Origin of the sequence: Sphingomonas sp. Leaf33 (assembly GCF_001421785.1) — a bacterium.
GTDB lineage: Bacteria > Pseudomonadota > Alphaproteobacteria > Sphingomonadales > Sphingomonadaceae > Sphingomonas.
Genome location: NZ_LMLB01000001.1, coordinates 1655826 through 1674821, shown reverse-complemented (window position 1 = coordinate 1674821; position 18996 = coordinate 1655826). Strand labels below are relative to the sequence as shown.

Annotated in this window: 17 protein-coding genes; 9 read left to right on the top strand and 8 right to left on the bottom strand. The window is 66.9% G+C overall.

Features of this window, described 5'->3' with window-relative positions; all coding sequences use genetic code 11:
• The first annotated feature begins 22 nt into the window (after positions 1-22).
• From ASE86_RS08300 to ASE86_RS08290, 3 genes are all read left to right on the top strand, one after another.
• Positions 23-1408 (top strand): hypothetical protein, encoded by a 1386-nt coding sequence (locus tag ASE86_RS08300; protein WP_156347073.1) that lies wholly within the window; start codon positions 23-25, stop codon positions 1406-1408.
• Between the two features lie 8 nt (positions 1409-1416).
• Positions 1417-2595, top strand: a complete 1179-nt coding sequence (locus ASE86_RS08295; RefSeq protein ID WP_056424500.1) for a vWA domain-containing protein — start codon at positions 1417-1419, stop codon at positions 2593-2595.
• A 132-nt stretch (positions 2596-2727) separates the two neighbouring features.
• A complete protein-coding gene (locus ASE86_RS08290; protein WP_056424497.1) occupies positions 2728-3207 on the top strand; it encodes a hypothetical protein in 480 nt (159 codons plus the stop codon).
• A gap of 287 nt (positions 3208-3494) precedes the next feature.
• Here ASE86_RS08290 and ASE86_RS08285 read toward each other — a convergent pair whose 3' ends face one another.
• The gene (locus ASE86_RS08285; protein WP_056424494.1) at positions 3495-3788 is read right to left on the bottom strand and encodes a hypothetical protein; all 294 of its coding nucleotides are present in this window, start codon (positions 3786-3788) and stop codon (positions 3495-3497) included.
• A gap of 85 nt (positions 3789-3873) precedes the next feature.
• On the opposite strand from ASE86_RS08285, the gene ASE86_RS08280 reads away from it, so the two are divergent.
• Entirely contained in the window at positions 3874-6162 is a 2289-nt protein-coding gene (locus ASE86_RS08280; protein ID WP_056424491.1) for a hypothetical protein, read from the top strand.
• A 92-nt stretch (positions 6163-6254) separates the two neighbouring features.
• Here the strand turns inward: ASE86_RS08280 and ASE86_RS08275 are convergent, their stop codons facing one another.
• The 7 genes from ASE86_RS08275 to dapA all read right to left on the bottom strand — a co-directional run bounded on the left by ASE86_RS08275 (position 6255) and on the right by dapA (position 15260).
• Positions 6255-6605 carry a response regulator gene (locus ASE86_RS08275; protein ID WP_056424488.1) on the bottom strand — a complete coding sequence of 117 codons (351 nt, stop codon included), beginning with the start codon at positions 6603-6605 and terminating at the stop codon, positions 6255-6257.
• Between the two features lie 39 nt (positions 6606-6644).
• Positions 6645-9032 carry a response regulator gene (locus ASE86_RS08270; protein WP_056424485.1) on the bottom strand — a complete coding sequence of 796 codons (2388 nt, stop codon included), beginning with the start codon at positions 9030-9032 and terminating at the stop codon, positions 6645-6647.
• A 73-nt stretch (positions 9033-9105) separates the two neighbouring features.
• A complete protein-coding gene (locus ASE86_RS08265; protein ID WP_056424483.1) occupies positions 9106-11154 on the bottom strand; it encodes a M13 family metallopeptidase in 2049 nt (682 codons plus the stop codon).
• A 24-nt stretch (positions 11155-11178) separates the two neighbouring features.
• Positions 11179-13191 (bottom strand): M13 family metallopeptidase, encoded by a 2013-nt coding sequence (locus tag ASE86_RS08260; RefSeq protein WP_056424480.1) that lies wholly within the window; start codon positions 13189-13191, stop codon positions 11179-11181.
• A gap of 94 nt (positions 13192-13285) precedes the next feature.
• Positions 13286-13834: a DUF2062 domain-containing protein gene (locus ASE86_RS08255; RefSeq protein WP_056424477.1), complete on the bottom strand. Its 549-nt coding sequence runs from the start codon at positions 13832-13834 to the stop codon at positions 13286-13288.
• A gap of 1 nt (position 13835) precedes the next feature.
• A complete protein-coding gene (gene smpB, locus ASE86_RS08250; RefSeq protein ID WP_056424473.1) occupies positions 13836-14318 on the bottom strand; it encodes an SsrA-binding protein SmpB in 483 nt (160 codons plus the stop codon).
• A 63-nt stretch (positions 14319-14381) separates the two neighbouring features.
• A complete protein-coding gene (gene dapA, locus ASE86_RS08245) occupies positions 14382-15260 on the bottom strand; it encodes a 4-hydroxy-tetrahydrodipicolinate synthase (protein WP_056424470.1) in 879 nt (292 codons plus the stop codon).
• A 73-nt stretch (positions 15261-15333) separates the two neighbouring features.
• Here dapA and ASE86_RS08240 point away from each other — a divergent pair, with 73 nt between their 5' ends.
• From ASE86_RS08240 to ASE86_RS08220, 5 genes are all read left to right on the top strand, one after another.
• A complete protein-coding gene (locus ASE86_RS08240) occupies positions 15334-17388 on the top strand; it encodes a lytic transglycosylase domain-containing protein (protein WP_056426856.1) in 2055 nt (684 codons plus the stop codon).
• 13 nt (positions 17389-17401) lie between these two features.
• On the top strand, positions 17402-17884 hold the full coding sequence (greB, locus tag ASE86_RS08235) for a transcription elongation factor GreB (RefSeq protein ID WP_056424465.1): 483 nt from the start codon (positions 17402-17404) through the stop codon (positions 17882-17884).
• Positions 17885-17936: 52 nt separating this feature from the next.
• Positions 17937-18119 carry a hypothetical protein gene (locus tag ASE86_RS08230; RefSeq protein WP_056424464.1) on the top strand — a complete coding sequence of 61 codons (183 nt, stop codon included), beginning with the start codon at positions 17937-17939 and terminating at the stop codon, positions 18117-18119.
• 162 nt (positions 18120-18281) lie between these two features.
• Entirely contained in the window at positions 18282-18482 is a 201-nt protein-coding gene (locus ASE86_RS08225) for a hypothetical protein (RefSeq protein ID WP_156347072.1), read from the top strand.
• A 180-nt stretch (positions 18483-18662) separates the two neighbouring features.
• Positions 18663-18941 carry an acylphosphatase gene (locus ASE86_RS08220; protein ID WP_200911496.1) on the top strand — a complete coding sequence of 93 codons (279 nt, stop codon included), beginning with the start codon at positions 18663-18665 and terminating at the stop codon, positions 18939-18941.
• Positions 18942-18996: the final 55 nt, after the last annotated feature.

Below are 18996 nucleotides of genomic sequence, written 5' to 3'. Positions count from 1 at the left end.
TTTGCCGCAGGATGCCGGCACGATGACCCGCGCCGAAGCGACTCCACCCTGGCTGCTGCTGTTCGCGATCGCCGCGATCGGGCTGGCCGTGCGCGTGGCGGCGGCGCGCGGCGGACTGTGGCTGGATGAAGCATGGTCCGCGGTCTTCGCCGCCGATGTCGCGACGCCGGCCGGCGTCTTCCTGAACATCCACCACGACAATAATCACCATCTGAACACGCTGTGGCTGCAATGGGTCGGGATCGATGCCGATCCGCTCGTGCAGCGCGCGCTGTCGATCGCGACGGGGACGGCGGCGATCGTCGTCGCCGCGCTGATCGTCACCCCGCAAGGCCGCGCCGCCGCGGTCATCGCCGCGCTGGCATTCGCGCTGTCGCCGATCCTCGTCACTTATGGCAGTGAAGCCCGCGGCTATGCGCCGATGCTGCTCGCCTTGCTGATCCTGATGCTGGTCGTCGGGCGATGGCTCGACGATCCCGAGCGCCCGCCCCCCGTCATCGGCCTGACGATCGTCTGCATCCTGGGCGTGCTGGCGCAGATGACCTTCATCTTTGCTGTCGGCGTCGTCGCGGGCTGGGTCTTCCTGCGGCGAGCGGACGAGACGACGCTGCGCCGGGCGCTGATCGACACCGCGCGAGCGATGGCCGCGCCGTCCCTGGTCACGCTGGCGATGATCGCACTGATCGTTCGCTGGCTGCCGGGCGCGTCGGGCTTCACGATCGGCCATCTGACCCCGTACAGCGGCGGCGACCTGCTGACGGGCCAGAGCGCGATGCTGGCCTACACATTTGGCGCGCCGCTCGACCGCGGGTGGATGCTGTTGCCGGCCGGTGGCGTGATCGCCGCGCTTGCACTGTTGCCGCAACTGAAGGCGCGCCGCTGGTTGTATCTGCTTGCGCTGGTCGGCGTGCCGCTCGGCTGTGCGATCGCCCACCTCGGCAATGTCGCGATCCCGCGCTATTTCCTGACCGGCGCTGCCGCTGCGCTGTTGCTGGTCGCCGAGGTCGGCGCGCTTGCCCTGACGCGTGGTGGCGGCTGGCGGGGCGTCGCGGCCGCAGTGCTGCTGGTGATGGTTGTCGGGTCGGTTACCCGCGACGCGGCGCTGATCGGCAACCGTCGCGCCGACCCGTCGATCGTGGTCCGCGTGCTGCGCTCCGCCGCCCCCACCGGCAGCACCGTCTCGCTGGATCGTGAGCGGGCGGCACCCGTCATCCAGGTGGCGGCGGCGCAGGCGGCCTATCCCGTGCGGATCGTTCCGTGCGGTCGTTTCCTGTTCGTCGATCGCGATGGCGACGAACCCTTCCCCGCCGCGCCCACCCGCTGCGGCCTCGCCTATCGTCCGATCGTCGAGGCTCACCCGACCGGCCTGTCGGGCACGCACTGGACTTTGTACGAACGCCGCCCCTAGATGCGGCGATGTTCCTCGCCTTCCTGGACGAACTGCGCGCCGCCGGCATTCCGGCCAGCCTGAAGGAGCATCTGCTGCTGCTCGAAGCGCTCGACCGCGAGGTGATCGACGAGACGCCGGAGGCCTTCTACTACCTCGCCCGTGCGACGTATGTGAAGGACGAGGGGCTGCTCGACCGCTTCGACCAGGTCTTCGCCAGGGTCTTCCGCGGCGTCGTCGGCAATTCCGGCGTGCAGGGCGCCGACATCCCCGAGGACTGGCTGAAGGCGGTCGCCGAGAAATTCCTGAGCCCCGAGGAAATGGCCAGGATCGAATCACTCGGCTCGTGGGACGAGATCATGGCGACGCTCAAGCAGCGGCTGGAGGAGCAGCAGGGCCGGCACCAGGGCGGCAACAAATGGGTCGGTACCGGCGGCACGTCGCCCTACGGCAACTCGGGCTACAATCCCGAAGGCGTCCGCATCGGCGGCGAAAGCCGGCACAAGCGCGCGATCAAGGTCTGGGACCAGCGCGAATTCCGGAACCTCGACAACACGCGCGAGCTGGGGACGCGCAACATCAAGGTGGCACTCCGCCGCCTTCGCCGCTTCGCGCGCGAAGGGGCCGCCGACGAACTCGACATCGACGGCACGATCGCGGGGACGGCAAAGCAGGGGTGGCTGGACGTCCGGATGCGGCCCGAGCGGCACAATGCGGTCAAGCTGCTGCTGTTCCTGGACGTCGGCGGGTCGATGGACCCGTTCATCAAGCTGTGCGAGGAACTGTTCTCCGCCGCCACGTCCGAATTCAAGAACCTGGAATTCTTCTATTTCCACAACTGCCTGTACGAAGGCGTATGGAAGGACAACCGCCGCCGCTTTGCCGAGCGCACCCCGACCTGGGACGTGCTCCACAAATACGGCCACGACTATAAGGTCGTGCTGGTCGGCGACGCCGCGATGAGCCCGTACGAGATCAGCCACCCCGGCGGATCAGTCGAGCATATGAACGAGGAAGCCGGCGCCGTCTGGCTGAAGCGTCTGGCGACCACCTATCCCGCGACCGTCTGGCTCAATCCGACGCCCGAGGAGCATTGGGGCTATTCGCAATCGACACAAATGATCCGGCAGCTGGTCAACGACCGGATGTACCCGCTTACGCTCGGCGGGCTGGACGCGGCGATGCGCGAACTGGTGCGGAAGAATTAGGGCGTAAGCCTTTGCACGTTCGCTTTCGGCGATAGCAATGAATGGCCGATACTGGGTGGGAAGCGGATGCCACGTTGACCTACCGATTAGCCCTTTTACAAGGCGAGAGGGGTTAGTTGGGGAACGCATGGGATGAAGCTGTATCGAACTTCCGACGCAGGCACGGAATACTGGGAAACGTGGGAGGAGTCTCCCGGCCAGCATAGAGTTCACTGGGGCCAGCTAGGAACGATGGGCGAGTCCAAGGTCGTCAAATCGAGTTTTCTGCGTAAGGCCGAACATACGATACAGAAAGAAATCGATGAGCGCGTCGCGCGAGGATTTCATCCTTTGCGACCGGAAGACCATGCCGTTCTAATGATTGAATACCAAGTTGAGGGAATGGGTTCAGAGGACGACTTGGCCAAGCGTCATCAGTTGGAAGACCGGATGAATGAGACGCTAGGTTGGACCGGTCTTGGCGCTTGTGATGGTGGAAGCATCGGCAGTGGCACGATGGAGATTTGTAGCTTGGTTGTGGACTTCGATGTCGCAAAAAAGGTCATAGAACAAGATTTGGTCGACACCGATTTTGCGAACTACGCTCGCATATATCGAGAGGACAGCGAATAGAACTGTCACGCGAACGGACTGCAATTCAAATCGCCGAACCTCTCGAGGTCCGCTTTTGGGCGATAGCGGACGCGCGTTCAGTCGTTTGTTCGAGCAATGTTGGAAAACATCGCGTACAGGTCGACCACCAGCTCTTTCTCATCGCTGATTTTCTCTCGCCTGTGCCGGCTTCGCGCGGCTGCACCGGCGGTCCGTATGCAAGGAGATGAGCGATCGGCATAGCGTGACCTTTGTGTGACCTTAGCTACGCCAGCGATCGCGGACCGCCCGCTTGATGAGCCTACGACCTAGAGCCGCTCGACCGCGCGGCGCAGCTTGCGCAGCATTTCGGCATCGCCGGCGGGCGCATTGGCGGCATCGCCCGCCAGCGCCATCAGCCGTACCGCGCCGAAGCTTGCCGCGAGGCCCTTCAGCCGCAGTGCCTGGTCGATCCACTGCGCCGCGCCTTCGGCGCGGGTCAGCGCGGTCACGCCGGCCTTTGCGCTGTCGAGGAACACTTCGCGCAACTCCGCGATCAACGCGGGGTCGTCGCCCACCGCGGCGGCCAGCGTCGCGTCGATTGCACCGGGATCATATGCCATGCCCTGAAATCTATCGTCGCCTGTTTAAGGGAAGGTTGCCGCTGCCCCCTGTCATGCGTTGGAAATCGTGATAGGTGTCCCATTTATGAACGGGGGTTCGCGCATCATCGATCTGCGTCCGGCAACGGGTGAGGAACTGGCTCGGGATTTTCCGGCCCTGGCGTCGCAGGACGGGTACGTCGATGACGATCCCTATGCCGCGCTGGAGGACCCGGTCCCGCAGCGCTTCGGCTGGGCCTTGCCCGTGCTCGGATCCATCGTCTCGGCCGCCTGGATCGGCGCGATGCTGTGGTTCGCGCGCGACGCCTTTCCCCTGCCGCCGGTCGCTTTCGTCCAGTTCGCCGCCGCGCTGTGCGTCGTCCCTACCCTGGTCGCGGTGCTGTGCCTGCTGGCGCTCAGGACCAGCCGGGCAGAAGCCAACCGCTTCGGCGCGACCGCGCGGACCATGCGGGCGGAAGCCGCCAACCTGGAGCGCACCGTCGCCGCGCTGGGCGAGCGCATCGCCGCCAACCGCCAGTCGCTCGCCGAACAGGCGACGATCCTGTCGCAGATCGGCGATGCGGCGTCCGAACGGCTGCGCTCACTCGGCGGGCAGATCACTACCGAAGCGCAGTTGCTCGACAATGTCTGCGGCACGATCATCCAGGCTTCGACCAACGCCGAGCGCGCGCTGGCGAACGTGTTCGACGCGCTGCCAAAGGCCCATGCCGAATGGACCGGCATGGCGCAGTCGATCGAAGCGGTCGGTCTGAACGCGTCCACCCACGCCGCCGCGCTCGACACGCAATTGTCGGCATTGGCCGAACGCGGGCGCAGTGCGGAGGAAATCGCCTCGGGCGCCGCGGCGCGGCTGTCCGCGCATGTCCAGCGCACCGAAAGTGCGACCGAAACCGCGGCGCGGCGGCTCGACACGGCCGCGACGCAGATGAGCGAATCGGTCGACACCGTGCTCGACCGCGCGGCCGACGCGATCGACGAAGCCCGCAAGGGGATCGCCGCGCAGGGCGAAGCGATGCTCGCGATGATCGCCGCCAGCCAGGCCGCGCTGGAAAAGACCGGGCGGGACGGTGCCGACGCGCTGCAATCGCGCCTGGGCGCCGTCGAGGATGTCGTGACGCGCATCTCCGCGAAGCTCGAGGCCGAGCGGCAGCAGAGCGATGCGATGTTCGATGCGCTGGTGCTGAACGCCGATGGCGCTGCCGAACAGCTCGACCGGCTGCACGGCGACGGCATGGCCAAGAGCCAGGCACTGGCCGCCTCCATCAGCGCGCTCGCCGCCTCGACGCAAGCGATGACCGAGACGATGCGCGTCGGCGATGCGACCGCGCGCACGCTGATCGGCACGACCGAAGAATTGCTGACCGCGCTGGATGCGTCCTCGCGCGAACTGGACGAGACTCTCCCCGACGCGATCGCCCGGCTCGACCAGCGGATCGTCGATACGCGCCGCCTGGTCGGTGCGGCCAAGCCGGAGCTGCTAGCGCTCGTCACTGCGGCCGAAAGCACGCATGTCGCGGTCGAGGCGGTCAATTCGCTGGTCACTGCCGAACGCGAGAAGCTGGCCGAGATCACCGCGACGCTGACCGAGGCGCTCGATATCGGCCAGGACAAGGCGCTGACGATGGACAGCGTGGTCGGCGACGCCATCGCCAAGACGCGCCGCTTCGCCGAGGACGCCGCACCGCAACTGGTCGAGGCGCTGTCGCGCATCCGCGAAACGGCGGATCGCGCCGCGGACAGTGCGCGGGCCGTCCTGACGCGGGTCATCCCCGACGCCGCGACCGCGATCGAGACGGCGAGCGCGGCAGCCGTCCGCGATGCCTTTGCGCGCGCCCTGCCCCAGCCCATCGCCGAACTGCGCGACGCGTCGGAAGGCGCGGTGGAGGCCGCAACCCGCGCATCCGAACGCCTGTCGCAGCAACTGATGACGATCGCCGAATCGACCGCCGCTATCGAGGCGCGGATCGACGCCGAACGCGCCGACCGCGAAGCGAGCAATCAGGATAATTTCGCGCGCCGCGTGTCGCTGCTGATCGAAGCGCTGAATTCCTCGTCGATCGACATTACCAAGACCTTCTCGCACGAAGTCGCCGACAGCGCGTGGTCGGCGTATCTTAAGGGCGACCGCGGCGTTTTCACCCGCCGCGCGGTCCGCCTGCTCGATGCGGGCGAAGCGCGCGAGATCGCACGACTGCATCAGGACGACCCGGATTTCCGCGAGCACGTCAACCGCTACATCCACGATTTCGAAGCGATGCTGCGTCAGATCCTGACCCAGCGCGACGGATCGCCGCTCGGGGTGACATTGCTGTCGTCCGACATGGGCAAGCTGTACGTCGCGCTGGCGCAGGCGATCGAGCGGTTGCGGGCGTAGCGCTTCACGTGCTCCCGCGAAGGCGGGAGCCCAGGGTCACGTAAATCATAGCTTGCGGCTCTAGGCTCCCGCCTCCGCGGGAGCACCGGGCATTACAGCGCCGCCAGCGCCTTCTCGATCCCGTCCATCGTGAACGGCTTGGCCAGCACCGGCCGGCCCCTGTGTGCGTCGGCGATCGCGCCGTCGCCGCCACCGGTCGCCAGCACGAACGGCACGCCCGCCTGCGCCAGTGCATCCGCGACCGGCCAGCTCTGTTCGCCACCACGCAGGTTCACGTCGAGGATCGCGGCGTCGATGCCGCCGGCTTCGATCAATTCCAACGCGGCGGGGACGCTCTCGGCGGTGCCGGCGACATCCTTGTCCAGTGCATCGAGGAAATCCTCGAGCATCATGGAGATGAGCGGTTCGTCTTCGACGATCAGGATACGCGAACGGTCTGACATGCAACGCCCATATGCAAAGATTGTGGGTACGGCCAAGCGCTATTTCGCGGCGAGCGCGTCCCGAACCGCTTCACCAAGCTGTTGAACCGAAAAGGGCTTGGGTAGAAATGCGACGTTCGGCAGGTCGATCGACTTGCGCAACTGCTCCTCGGCATAGCCAGACATGAACAGGATCGGCACGTCGGGAAAGCGTGCGCGGACGCGGCGGGCCATGGTCGGGCCGTCCATCGACGGCATCACGACATCGGACACCAGCAGGTCCGGCGCCGGACCATCGCCCAGCACGTCCAGCGCGACTTCGCCGTTCTCCGCAGTGCGCACGCTATAGCCCTGGCGCGTCAACGCGCGTTCGGCGACGGCGCGGACCATGTCCTCGTCCTCCACCAGCAGGATCGAGCCCGAGCCCCAGGTGTCGCCGGCTTTTGGCTTGGCGGGCACCTTCTGCGGCACCGCGCCGCTCGCGGCGGAATGGACCGGCAGGTAGATGGTGAACGACGCCCCGCCCCTCGGCACGTTCTCGGCAAAGATGTAGCCGCCCGATTGCTTGACGATGCCATACACGGTGGACAGGCCCAGGCCCGTCCCCTTGCCGACTTCCTTGGTGGTGAAGAACGGCTCGAAGATCTTGGGCAGCACATCGGCGGGGATGCCGGTGCCGGTGTCGGTAATCCGGAGCGCGGTATAGTCGCCGACCGGCAGGACGTCGTGGTCCATCCGCCGGCTCTCGGCGGCAGTCATCGCCAGCGTCTCGATCGTCAGCACGCCGCCGCCGTTGGGATGGCTCGCCAGCATCGCGTCGCGCGCATTGACCGCCAGATTGACGACGACCTGTTCGAGCTGTCCCGGATCGGCCCGGACAGGCCCCAGGTTGCGGCCGTGCTGGACCACCAGTTCCAGCGTCTCGCCCAGCAGGCGCTTCAGCAGGTTCGACACTTCGGAGATCACGTCGGGCAGTTGCAGCACCTGCGGCCGCAGCGTCTGCTGGCGCGAGAAGGCGAGCAGCTGGCGGGTCAGCCCGGCCGCGCGGTTGGAGTTGGTCTTGATCTGCTGGATGTCGTCGTAATCGCTGTCGCCGGGCGTGTGGCGCATCAGCATCAGGTCGCAGTGGCCGATGATCGCGGTCAGGATGTTGTTGAAGTCGTGCGCGACGCCGCCGGCCAACTGGCCGACCGCCTGCATCTTCGTCGCCTGCGCGACCTGATGCTTCAGCCGGCCTTCCTCGCTGTTGTCCTTGATCGCCATCAGGACGGCCGCGTCGCCAAGGCCGCGGGCACCGGTCAGCGATACCTGCACCGGTTCGTCGGGCCGCTCGGCAAAGCGCACGGGCAGCTGCGTGGCATAGCCCCCGCCCCCGCCGAACCGGCGGATCGCATCGGCCAGCGCGCCCTTGTCCTCGCGCACGACCAGATCGCCCGGGTAGAGCGGCGGCGCCGTGACATCGACCGCGGCGGCGCGCTGGAACGCGTCGTTCATGTGGACGAACCGGCCATCGCGGTCGATCAGCGCCAGCGGCACCGGCAGCAACGCGACCAGGCTGCGGACATGGCTTGCCGCACTCGATCCGATCGCCGGCACCGGGATCGGGATTTCCTCGTCGAGCAGCGCGACCAGCATCGGCGCGTCGTCGGTCTGCAGCAGCGGGAGTTGCAGGACGCGCAGCGGATTGCCCGACAGGCCTTCGCGTTCGAACCGCACGAAGCCGGCCGCGTCGGTGATCAGGAACCGCGCGAAGTCCCGTCCCTCGATTGCACCCTCGTCATGGCCCATCGCGCGGGTGCGCAGCACGCGGTTCGCCATGCGGACGCGGCCATCTGGCGACAGCAATGCGGCCATGACGCCTGCCTCTCCCAGCCGGTCGCCCTCGGGTCCCGACAGCATCGCAGTGGTCGTCGCGATCACATCGGCGCTGTCCCGCGCGGCGAAGCGCCACAGCAGCATGGTGTCGCCGATGCGCCGGATCGTCACGTCGACCCGTACACCGCTGACGAGGATGGTCGCGACCGCATCGCCGTCGCGCCACGCCGCGCGTCCGGCCTGGCCGAGCCGCTCGGTTTCGGCGGCGTCGACGGGCAAGTTCGGCGGGACAGGGTATCCGCGGAAGAGTTGGTCGTAGCGGTCGTTCGCGCAGGTCAGGCGCCCAGCGCGATCGGTCAACGCGACGGCATCGGCCGCCACCGCGGCGATCGCATTGGCGACGGTCCAGTCCGGCTCGGCAATGTCCGATGCGCGGGGCGGGAACAGCATCCGGACCGCGACGGCGCCTCCGGCGATCACCAATGCCGCTGCGGCGAAGCCTGCCGCCACCACGGTCAGTCCGACCAGCCACAGGATCAGCAGCGCAGCCGCCAGGCCACACCCCGCGGCGACGGCGATGATCCGCCAGTGGGACGGGACGGCGGGAACGGAAACATCGGCGATGGAAGCCATCCACCACCCATGTCCGTCCCCTGCCCCGAGCGTCAAGGGCCGCGCGTGCCGCTCGGCCCCCAACGGGCTCGAATCACCAGATGCGGACGCGCTGTTCCGGCGTCAGGTACAGCTTCTGGCCAGGCTTGGGCGCGAATGCCGCATACCAGGGGTCGAGGTTGCGGACGACCCAGACGCGCTGCTGCGACGGCGAATGCGGGTCGGTCAGCAACTGATTGCGCAGTGCCGCCTCGCGATAGTTGCGCCGCCAGACCTGCGCCCAGCCGAGGTAGAAGCGCTGGTCGCCGGTGAAGCCGTCGATGACCGGCGCCGCCTTGCCGCCGAGCGACATCTTGTAGGCGTCGTAGGCCGCGCTGAGGCCGGCCAGATCAGCGGTGTTTTCCCCGAGCGTCAGGCCGCCCTTGACGTGGAAGCCGGGCAGCGGCTCGTACGCGTCATACTGCGCGACCAGCGCATCGGTGCGCTGCTTGAACGCGGCGACGTCGGCGGACGTCCACCACTGGGTCAGCTTGCCGGTGATGTCGAACTTAGATCCCTGGTCGTCGAAATGGTGGCTGATCTCATGCCCGATGACCGCGCCGATGCCGCCATAGTTGATCGCCGGATCGGCCTTCGGGTCGAAAAACGGCGGTTGCAGGATCGCCGCCGGGAAGGTGATTGCGACCAAAGTCGGATTGGCCTGCGCGTTCACCGTCATCGGGGTCATGCCCCATTCCCAGCGATACACGGGCTTGCCGAGCTTGGCGGTGTTGTAGTCGTGCGACCATTGCGATGACCGCAACTGGTTGCCGAAGGCGTCGCCCGGCACGATCCGCAAGCTCGCATAGTCGCGCCACTTGTCGGGATAACCGATTCGCGGCGTAAAGGCGTCGAGCTTGGCCACCGCCTTGGTCCGCGTCTCCGGTGTCATCCAGTCGAGCTTGGCGACGCGCGCCTTCATCGCGGTGATGACGTTCTTCACCAGCGCGTCGGCGGCCGCCTTCGTCTCCGGCGGGAAATACCGCGCGACGTAGATCTTGGCGATGTCGTCGGTCAGCGCGCCCTGAGTAAAGGCGACCGCGCGCTTCCATCGTTCCTGCTGCTGCGGCACACCGGTCAGTGTCGTGCCGAAGAAGGCGAAGCGTTCCTGGTCGAACGCCGTCGGCAGGACCGCGGCGAAGCCGTCGAGCGAGCGGATCAGCAGCTGATCCTTCAGCACCGCCACCGGTGCTGCGCCGATCAGTGCCGCCATGCCGGTAAAGGCGCTGGGCTGGCGGACGATGACCGTCTGCGTCGGCATACCGACCGCCTTCAGATAGGCGGCGAAATCGAAGCCTGGGGCGAGCGTCGCCAGCTCGGCCACCGTCATCTTGTTATACGCCTTGTCGGCGTCGCGGCTCTGGATACGAGTCCAGTGCTTGCCGGCGATCTGCGTCTCGAAATCGACGACAGCCTTGGCGCGCGCGTCGGCATTCGCTTCGCCGGCCAGCGTGAACATTCTGGCGATATGCGCCTGATACGCGGTCTTGACCGCTGCGAGCTTCGGATCGGCGCTCAGATAATAGTCGCGGTCGGGCATCCCCAGCCCACCCTGGCTCATCCCGACCGTATAAGTGTTCGGGTCTTTCGCGTCGGCGCTGACGCCGGCGTTGAACGGCACCGACACGCCGTTGCGATCGGCCTCCGCCAGCAGGCGGACGTAGCCCGCCTTGTCCGACACGCCCTTGATCCGGTCGAGCCACGGCTTGACCGGGGCCAGCCCCTTCTTCTCGATCGCGGCGGTGTCGAGATAGGCGTTGTACGCCGAGCCGATCCTGGAATTTGACGTCTTGGCCTGTTCCTCGATCAGGGCACGCGTGCGCAGTTCCGACTGGTCGGACAGCGCGTTGAACATGCCGTAGCTCGACTTGTCGACGGGAATCGCCGTGCGCTTCAGCCAGTCGCCGTTGGCAAAGGCGTTGAAGTCATCGCCCGGCTGGACCGAGCGGTCCATGCCGGCCTCGTCGAAGCCGAAGCGGCCATAGGTCGGACCATCGGTCTTCGCGGGCACTGCGGGGGCGGCCGACGGCACGTCCTGCTGGGCGTGCAGCGCGGTCGCGCCGAGGACCGCGGCGGATGCGAGAATGAGGATGCGGGTGCGCATGTTACGCCTCTCCTGTTCTTGTCTTTACCAGATGCGGACGCGGTCGGCCGGGCTGAGGTACAGCGCATCGCCGTCCTTCACGCCGAACGCCGCGTACCAGGGGTCGAGATTGCGAACCATCGCGACGCGCTGGGCGCCGGGCGAATGCGGGTCGGTCAGCAGAGCCTGACGCAGGGACTGCTCACGCTGCTTGCTGCGCCACACCTGCGCCCAGCCGAGGTAGAAACGCTGGTCGCCGGTCATGCCGTCGATGACAGGGGCAGGCTTGCCGTTCAGCGACTTCTTGTACGCCTCGTACGCGACCGTCAGGCCGGCGAGGTCGGCGATGTTCTCGCCCAGCGTCAGCGACCCGTTGACCTTCTGGCCCGGCAGCGGCTCGTACAGGTTGTACTGCGCGACCAGCTTGTCGGTGAAGGTCTTGAACCGCGCGACGTCCTCGGCCGTCCACCATTCGGCGAGCTTGCCGGTCGGGTCATACTTGCGGCCCTGGTCGTCGAAATGGTGGCTCAGCTCATGACCGATCACCGCGCCGATGCCGCCGTAGTTGATCGCCGGATCGGCCTTCGCATCGAAGAACGGCGCCTGCAGGATCGCGGCTGGGAACACGATCTCGTTCATCGGCGGGTTGGCATAGGCGTTGATCGTCATCGGCGTCATGAACCATTCGGTCCGGTCGATCGGCTTGCCGAGCTTGTTCAGGCCACGCCGGAACTCAAACTCGCTGGAACGCGCGACGTTGCCGACCAGGTCATCGCGGCTGACCGCCAGCGCCGAATAATCGCGCCACCGGGTCGGGTAACCGATCTTAGGCGTGAAGGCGGCGAGCTTCGCCAGCGCCTTCTGCTTGGTTTCCGGCGCCATCCACGTGAGGCCAGCGAGACGATCGTGCATCGCCGCGCGGACGTTGACGACCAGCTTGTCCATCTCCGCCTTCGATGCCGGCGGGAAATAGCGCGCGACATACAGCTTGCCGACTTCCTCGCCCAGCGAAGCGCTGGTCATCGACACCGCGCGCTTCCAGCGCGGTTGCTGCTGCGGAACACCCGACAGGACGGTGCCGGTAAAGGCGAAGTCGGCCTGTTCGAACGGCTTGGGCAGGACGCTGGCGTAGCTCTTCAGCACGCGCAGCATGTAATAGTCCTTCAGCACCGACAGCGGCGCATCGGCATAGGCCTTGGCCTCGCCGGTTAGCGCGCTCGGTTGGCGAATAATATACGCCGCCTGGCGCGGCACGCCCATCGCGGACTGCCACTGCGCCCACGGATAGCCCGGCGCCTTCGCTTCGAAATCAGCGAACGTCCATTTGTTGTAGGTCTTGTCGGCGTCGCGGTTTTCGACGCGGGTCCAGTGCGCAGTCGCCAGCGCCTTTTCGAATTCGAACACCGCGGTCGCACGCGCCTGCGCGTCCGGCTCGCCAGCCAGCGTCAGCAACTGCGTCAGATAGGCTTGGTACGCGGTGCGGATCGTCGCCAGCTTGGCGTCGTCCTTGAGGTAGAAATCGCGGTCGGGCAGCGAGATGCCGGACTGACCGGCAGTCACGACATAGGTGTCGGGCGCCTTGCTGTCCTGGGTCACGCCCATGCCGAACAGGCCGCCGACGCCCTTCACCTGCAACTTGCCCGCCTCGACCGCCAGCACGGTCTTGTCCCTGGCCGACGCGATCGCGGTCAGCCACGGCTTGACCGGCGCGATGCCCTTCTTGGCGATCGTCGCCTCGTCCATGTAGGACGCGTAGAAATCGCCGATCTTGGTGCCCGGACGCTTGGCCGATTGCTGGAGGATAGCATGGGTTTGCTCCAGCGACTGGTCCTGCAGGACGTGGAACATGCCCCACGACGCGCGGTCGGCGGGGATTTCGGTCGTCTTCTCCCACGTACCGCTGGCGTATGTGTCGAAATCGGCGCCCGGCTTGACCGATGTGTCCATGCCCTTGGTGTCGAAGCCGTACGTGCCGAGTCGCGGCCCGTCCTGCGCGGACAGCGCGGTAACGGCGATGGTGGTGGCGAGGAAAGTGGAGACGAGACGCGAGAAGCGCATGGGCGTCCTTTCAGCCTGAAGGGAGGGCCCGACGGGACGTCGAGCAATGCCGCTTCGTAACCGACTGATAGGGATCGTCAATTCCGCGTAAGCGTCACGCGCCCCGATTGTGACGATTACGCCACTTGGCAGCGATCCAAAGGCGCCAGCCGAGCGCGGTCAGGCCATAGCCGAGCACCGCGAAGACGATCGTCAGCACCAGCAGCCCGACGATGATCGCCGGTCCAGCTTCGGCATAGACCCACTGGAGCCAGCCCATGTTCTCACGCACCACATCGCGCACCGGCGATCCCGGCACCACCGTGTCGAGCCGCAGCACCTTGCGCCCGACCCAATAGGCCGCACCCCACAGGATGGGGGTCGTGAAGGGATTGGTGAAGAACGTCGTCAGCGCTGCCGCCGGGATGTTCGCGCGCAACGGCAGCGCCAGGACGGCGGACGCCGGTATCTGTCCCATCGGCACCAAGATGCCCGTCACCATGCCGAGCGCGACGCCGCGGGGCACGCTGCGCCGGGTGAAGCGCCACAGGGCGGGCGCCAGTACCCGGTGCGCGATCGGACGCAGGATCCGGCTCTGCTCCATGCTCTCACGCGTAGGCAGATTGCGGTGCGCCCATGCGATGAACCGACCCCACACGCCCATCTCAGCCCCGATCGCGGAGGATGCGGCCCTGTTCGCGCTTCCAGTCGCGCTCGCGGATCGTGTCGCGCTTGTCATGCGCCTTCTTGCCCTTGGCGAGCGCGAGCTCGACCTTGGCCCGACCGCGCGAATTGAAATAGACGGTCAGCGGGATCAGCGTCATGCCGTCCCGCGCCACCGCACCGTGCAGCCGGTTTATCTCGCGTTCGTGAAGGAGCAATTTACGCGGGCGCTTCGGTTCATGGTTGAACCGGTTGCCGTGGCTGAATTCGGGGATGTTCGCGTTGACCAGCCACGCCTGCTCGTCGCGCACCTCGGCATAGGCCTCCGCGATCGAGCCTTCGCCGAAACGCAGCGACTTCACTTCGGTGCCGGTCAGCGCGATTCCGGCTTCATAGACCGTGTCGATGAAATATTCGAAGCGCGCACGCCGGTTCTCGGCGACGACCTTGGTTTTCTCGAACTGCGGGGGTTTGGGACGGGGCATCGTCGCGCGATGTAAGCGCGCCGTCAGCGGAAAGGAAGCCGCCCCTCGAAAACATCCGCCGCGTCAGGTCAATCCGGCGTGCGCCAGCGCGGCATCGACCGCCGCGCGGCTCGCTTCGCTAGGCGGCGTCATCGGCAGGCGCAGATCGGCCGACCATTCGGGATGCAGCCGGTTGAGCGCATATTTGACCGGCCCGGGCGACGCATCGCTGAACAGCGCGGCGTGCAACGGATAGAGCTTGTCGTTGATCTCAAGCGCGCGCGCGTAATCCTCGGCGAGCGTCGCTGCCTGGAATTGCGCGCACAGGCCGGGCGCCACATTCGCCGTCACCGAGATGCAGCCACGCCCGCCCATCGCATTGAACGCCAGTGCCATGTCGTCGTTGCCCGATAGCTGGACGAAGCCATCGCGCGCACCGCCGCGGTGGGCCGACACGCGCGGCAGGTCGCCGCTTGCGTCCTTGATCGCGACGATGCGGTCGAACGCGTTGGCGAGGCGCACGACCGTCTCGGGCTTGATGTCGGTCACCGTCCGGCCGGGGACGTTGTAGAGCACGATCGGCAGGTCGCACGCCGCGACGATGGCTTCGAAATGCGCGAAGATCCCGTCCTGGTTCGGACGATTATAGTACGGAGGCACCATCAGCGCGGCATCGGCGCCGGCGGCCTGCGCGGCGCGGATGTTCTGGATCGCGACCTGGGTGTCGTTCGAGCCTGCACCGGCGATGACCGGCACGCGGCCCTTCACTTGATCGACGCAGGTCCGGACGACATGGAAATGCTCGTCATAGGTCAGCGTGGCCGACTCCCCCGTCGTGCCGCAGGGGACGAGCCCGGTCGACCCTTCGGTCAGCTGCCATTCAACGAAGGCGCGGTATGCCTCCTCATCGAAGCTGCCGCCCGTGAAGGGCGTGACGAGCGCGGGAATGGAGCCGGAGAACATATTGCGACGAACAGCCTCATCAGAGCGATTTTCCGTGATGGCCGATACGGCGCGAGCAGGTATCATGTCCAGTATGCAGGGTATGTTGCGTAAATCAGGCCTGTTGGCCGTTCTGGTGGGCGTCTCCGGTGTGGCGATGGCCGCGACGATGGGACAGGCGCACGTCGCCTGGGTGAGCGCGCAGGTGCAGCAGGCCTGGCCGCCCTATGTCCCGGCGCGGCCGATGGTCCAGCCGCTGCCCGCACAGCCGCAGCCCTATCAGCCGGTGGCGGTCGATCCGTTCAGCTACACGATCGATCAGTGGCGCCGGTTGCAGCAGTCCGACAATCTGCCGTTTTCGAGCTATGCCGACTTCCTGCTCGCCCACCCCGGCTGGCCGGGCGAGACAACCCGGCGCGCGGCGGCCGAGACGGTCGCCGACGCATCGGTGTCGCCCGCTCAGGCGCTGCGCTTCTTCGACCGCTTCCCGCCGATCACCGCCGCCGGCCGCGTCCGCTATGCCGAGGCTCTGGCGATGAGCGGCCAGGCCGACCGCGCCGCCGACCAGGCGCGGCGCGCGTGGCGGATGGGCGTGCTGCGTCCGGCCGACGAGAGCAAGGTGCTGGCCCTCTTCCCCGCCGCGCTGGCGCCCGCCGATCACGACGCGCGGATCGACATGCTGTTGTGGCAGGGGAATACTGGCGCGGCATTGCGCTGGCTCGGCTTCGCCAGCCCCGATCGCCGGGCGATCTTCGACGCTCGTATCGCCTATCGCACGCGTGCGGTCGATGCGGCGTCGCGTGGCGCGGCAGTGGAGGCTTACGCACTGACCGACGCCGGCTTCCTGGCCGACCGCGCGAACTGGTACCGCGACAACGGCGCGTCGCCGACCGCGCGCGCACAGCTTGCCCGCCCGCATACGCTCGCGACCCCACCGGGATCGGCCGAGAAATGGTACGAGGTCCTGCTGACCAACGCGCGCGGCGCGTCGGCGGACGGCCAGCATACGGTCGCTTACGACATCGCACGCCAGGTCGACGACGCGTACTTGCCGGGCACCGACGTTTCGACCCGCCCGCTGGGCGAGCGCGACGATTACACCAGCCTGGTCTGGCTGGCCGGCACGACCGCGATGAAGCAGCTGGGGCGCCCGCGCGACGCGATCGGCATGTTCGACCGCTATTCGCGCGGATCGAAGACGCCGACGACCCAGTCGAAGGGACTGTATTGGGCAGGTCGCGCGGCGGAGGCCGCCGGCGACCAAGCCGCGGCGCAATCCTATTTCGCGCGCGCCGCAGGATTTGGCGATCTCTATTACGGGCAACTCGCCAGCGAACGGCTGGGCCAGCCGCTGCGGCGCCCGACCCCGGTCAACACCGCAACGATCGCCCCCGCCGCGCGCGCCGCCTTCGCCAACCGCGATGTCGTCCGCGCCGCCCGCCTGCTCGGGGCGCAGGGGAATGCACGCGAACAGGGCATGTTCATCCGCCAGATCGCGATGGATGCGACGAGCGATGTCGATCATGCGCTGGCGACCGAGTTTTCCGCGCAGATCAATCGCCCGGATCTGGGCGTGCTGGTCGGCAAGAGTGCGCTCCAGAACGGCCTCAGCGATTTCACGGCGGCGGGCTATCCCAGTGTCCGCGTGCCGGCGGCGGCCAATGACAGCTGGACGATGGTCCACGCCATCGCACGCCAGGAAAGCCAGTTCGATCGCAACGCGGTCAGTCAGGCCGGCGCGCGGGGGCTGATGCAGCTGATGCCGGGCACCGCGCGCGATGTCGCGGGCAAGCTGGGCCTGGGCTACGACGTGTCGCAGCTCAACGCGAACACGGACTACAACATCCAGCTCGGATCGCACTACTTCGAAAAGATGTTCGCGCTGTACGGCAGCTACCCACTGGCCGTTGCCGCCTACAACGCCGGGCCCGGCAACGTGAACAAATGGCTGCGCGCGAACGGCGATCCCCGAACGGGGCAGGTCGATGTCATCGAATGGGTCGAGGCGATCCCGTTCTTCGAAACCAAGAACTACGTCCAGCGCGTGCTGGAAAATGCCGTCGTCTACGATCTGATGAACCCCGACCGGGCGCGCTCGCGGGGCCCGAACAACATCAGCTGGTATCTCGGCAAGCGCAATCCCGGCTGATAGGGCGGCGGTCATGGATCGCCCGAACTATATCACGCCTGCTGGATACGCCGCGTTGCGGCAGGAGTACGAAGCGCTGTTCGCCGGCGAGCGGCCGAAGCTGGTCGACACCATTGCCTGGGCCGCGGGCAACGGAGACCGGTCGGAGAACGGCGACTATATCTACGGACGCAAGCGGTTGCGTGAGATCGACCGCCGCCTGGGCTTCCTGTCGAAGCGGATGAAGGCGGCCAAGGTCGTCGACCCCCGCGCTCAGGAAGACCGCAGCCGCGTGTGGTTCGGCGCGACGGTGACGATCGCGGACGAGGACGACGCCCATCGGACGCTGACCCTGGTCGGCGATGATGAGGCGGAGGCCGGCGCTGGTCGTGTCGGCTGGAACTCTCCCATCGCGCGGGCTCTCCGCGGCGCCGCGGTCGGCGACTTGCGCCGCGTCGTGCTGCCCGCCGGCGAGCGCGAGTACGAGGTTCTGGCGATCGACTATCCGGGGGACTGACGGAACGCCGCCGCCGCTCCGGGGATTTCCTGTCGAAACGAGGAGATGACCGATGAGCGACCTGCGAAGTGACCGCGAACCCGACACGCAACCCGATGCGATCGCGCCACCCAAGACGGACGCTCCGGCGACGCCGACCGAGGCCGGCGAAGATGATGTGCGCGGGCCGGAGAGCGAATCACCCGATGCCGGGATCGGCGAGGCGGGCAACCGCGCCGGGTCGTCGGACCTGTAACGGAAGCGGCTGAATTACATCGGAATCCCGCGGGTTACGTGGAGCCAAACCGGCGTCAGCACGTTGTCATATTCCGGGGCAAGCTGCTGCGGCGGCTGACGAAAGGGCCGGATCTGGAGAAGGTGCGGTGGCGCGAGCTGCGGGCGCCGTGTGGAGTGTATCGTGGGTAACGCGTCCGTGGATTTCGACTATTACCAGCGCCGGGCCGAAGCGCAGCTGGAACTGGCGCAGAAGAGCATCGAACCCGCGGCCGTCGCGGCCCATGTCACCATCGCCGAACGGTATCTCGAACTTTGCGAGCCCGCCCGTCTCGCCGAAGTCGCCGAGCACGATGGGCCACGTCTGAGCCCGATCGCAGCCTGAGGACGAGTTGAGCGCGACACAGCGCTCCCCTTATCGCAAGCGCCTAACGCCTCGCGCCGGATACTGCTTTACGTGCGGTGGAATTGCCTGGCAGCGCTCGCGCAAAGACGCACCGCATGGTTATGCCGGCGGAAAGACGAGCGGTGCCGGGCCGACTCGTCCAATCAGGGAATGAAACACATGGGTGTCATGCAGCGCGTGCTGGTGAGTGGCCGCGTGCAGCAGGTCGGCTACCGCGATTATGTCGTGCGCCAGGCGCAGAAGCTGGGCGTTAAGGGATGGGTCCGCAACCTGAGCGACGGTCGTGTCGAACTGCTCGCCGATGCCGATTCGATGGTGCTCGACGAATTCCTTGCGAAATGCCGCGAAGGACCGCGACTTGCCCGGATCGACGACATCACCGCCGTCCCGGTCGAAGAACGGCCGGTCATGGGCTTCACCAAACGCTTCACGCCGTAGGGTCTGTACTCAATCAGGACGGGGATCGCGATCGCCCGCAGGAAGGCGCTGGCGA

Coding starts and splice junctions, on each gene's coding strand:
- ASE86_RS08300 (WP_156347073.1), top strand. CDS start 23: ATGACCCGCGCCGAAGCGACTCCACCCTGGCTGCTGCTGTTCGCGATC.
- ASE86_RS08295 (WP_056424500.1), top strand. CDS start 1,417: ATGTTCCTCGCCTTCCTGGACGAACTGCGCGCCGCCGGCATTCCGGCC.
- ASE86_RS08290 (WP_056424497.1), top strand. CDS start 2,728: ATGAAGCTGTATCGAACTTCCGACGCAGGCACGGAATACTGGGAAACG.
- ASE86_RS08285 (WP_056424494.1), bottom strand. CDS start 3,788: ATGGCATATGATCCCGGTGCAATCGACGCGACGCTGGCCGCCGCGGTG.
- ASE86_RS08280 (WP_056424491.1), top strand. CDS start 3,874: ATGAACGGGGGTTCGCGCATCATCGATCTGCGTCCGGCAACGGGTGAG.
- ASE86_RS08275 (WP_056424488.1), bottom strand. CDS start 6,605: ATGTCAGACCGTTCGCGTATCCTGATCGTCGAAGACGAACCGCTCATC.
- ASE86_RS08270 (WP_056424485.1), bottom strand. CDS start 9,032: ATGGCTTCCATCGCCGATGTTTCCGTTCCCGCCGTCCCGTCCCACTGG.
- ASE86_RS08265 (WP_056424483.1), bottom strand. CDS start 11,154: ATGCGCACCCGCATCCTCATTCTCGCATCCGCCGCGGTCCTCGGCGCG.
- ASE86_RS08260 (WP_056424480.1), bottom strand. CDS start 13,191: ATGCGCTTCTCGCGTCTCGTCTCCACTTTCCTCGCCACCACCATCGCC.
- ASE86_RS08255 (WP_056424477.1), bottom strand. CDS start 13,834: ATGGGCGTGTGGGGTCGGTTCATCGCATGGGCGCACCGCAATCTGCCT.
- smpB (WP_056424473.1), bottom strand. CDS start 14,318: ATGCCCCGTCCCAAACCCCCGCAGTTCGAGAAAACCAAGGTCGTCGCC.
- dapA (WP_056424470.1), bottom strand. CDS start 15,260: ATGTTCTCCGGCTCCATTCCCGCGCTCGTCACGCCCTTCACGGGCGGC.
- ASE86_RS08240 (WP_056426856.1), top strand. CDS start 15,334: ATGCAGGGTATGTTGCGTAAATCAGGCCTGTTGGCCGTTCTGGTGGGC.
- greB (WP_056424465.1), top strand. CDS start 17,402: ATGGATCGCCCGAACTATATCACGCCTGCTGGATACGCCGCGTTGCGG.
- ASE86_RS08230 (WP_056424464.1), top strand. CDS start 17,937: ATGAGCGACCTGCGAAGTGACCGCGAACCCGACACGCAACCCGATGCG.
- ASE86_RS08220 (WP_200911496.1), top strand. CDS start 18,663: ATGGGTGTCATGCAGCGCGTGCTGGTGAGTGGCCGCGTGCAGCAGGTC.